Source organism: Kocuria sp. NBRC 114282, from assembly GCF_030268385.1.
Lineage (GTDB): Bacteria > Actinomycetota > Actinomycetes > Actinomycetales > Micrococcaceae > Kocuria > Kocuria palustris.
This window is the reverse complement of record NZ_BSQO01000024.1, coordinates 1-912: the sequence shown is the minus strand read 5'-3', so window position 1 is coordinate 912 and position 912 is coordinate 1. Positions and strand designations below refer to the sequence as shown.

1 protein-coding gene is annotated in these 912 nt (G+C 60.9%); it reads right to left on the bottom strand.

From position 1 onward, the window contains the following. Positions 1 to 862 (bottom strand): IS5 family transposase (locus QSJ40_RS12550; protein WP_285731340.1); only part of this gene is annotated, 862 nt, incomplete at its 3' end. Positions 863 to 912: the final 50 nt, after the last annotated feature.

The window sequence follows — 912 nt, the reverse complement described above, 5'->3', positions numbered from 1 at the left end:
AGGTGATCGCGAGCTTGTCGTAGCGCGTTGCTAATCCTCGCCACTGTTTGACGTAGGCAAACGAGCGTTCCACGACGTTGCGGTTCCGATAGGCACCAGCATCGAACGTCGGCGGCCGTCCATCCTTACTCCCGCGTCTCTTTCGGCTCGCGACCTGGTCCTTCTTCTCCGGGATCACTGCCCGAATGCCTCGCGATCGCAGGTACTCGCGATTCGCCCTGGACCCATAAGCACGATCAGCGAGAACGGTATCCGGACGAGTGCGAGAGCGACCGCCACCAGCCCGCGGCACTCGAATATCGGCAAGGACCTGCGGCAGGATCACCCCGTCGTGGCGCTGTCCACCGGTGACCACCACTGCCAGGGGGCGGCCATTGCCGTCGACGGCATGATGGATCTTCGTCGTCAGCCCACCGCGCGAGCGACCGATGCCATGCCCGGTCGGCTCACACTCCTGATCGGGCAGATTCTTGTAATTCGACGTAGCCCCTGTGTCTTGGTCAGGGCGCGTCGTGTTCGTTGCATGCTGGTGGCCACGATTGATGGTGCCATCCACGGAGACGTTCCAGTCGATATCACCGGCAGCATCAGCATCAGAAAGTACGTGGGCCAGCACCCGGTCCCAGGTGCCATCGGCGGCGTAGCGGCGGTGACGTTTCCATACCGTCTGCCAAGGCCCGAAGTGCTCACGGGGCAGATCGCGCCAGGCGATGCCGACACGGTAGCGGTAGACGATTCCCTCGACGATTCGACGGTTGTTTTCAAACGGTCGGGCTCTTTTGCCGGCATTCGAAGGTAGGAGAGGTTCAATCTTCTCCCACTGCTCATCAGTGAATACTCGGTGTCGTTGCTTCGTAGTCACAACACCACCGTGTCAGTGCTGGAATGGTCAATAAAGGAGACACGCCCTAG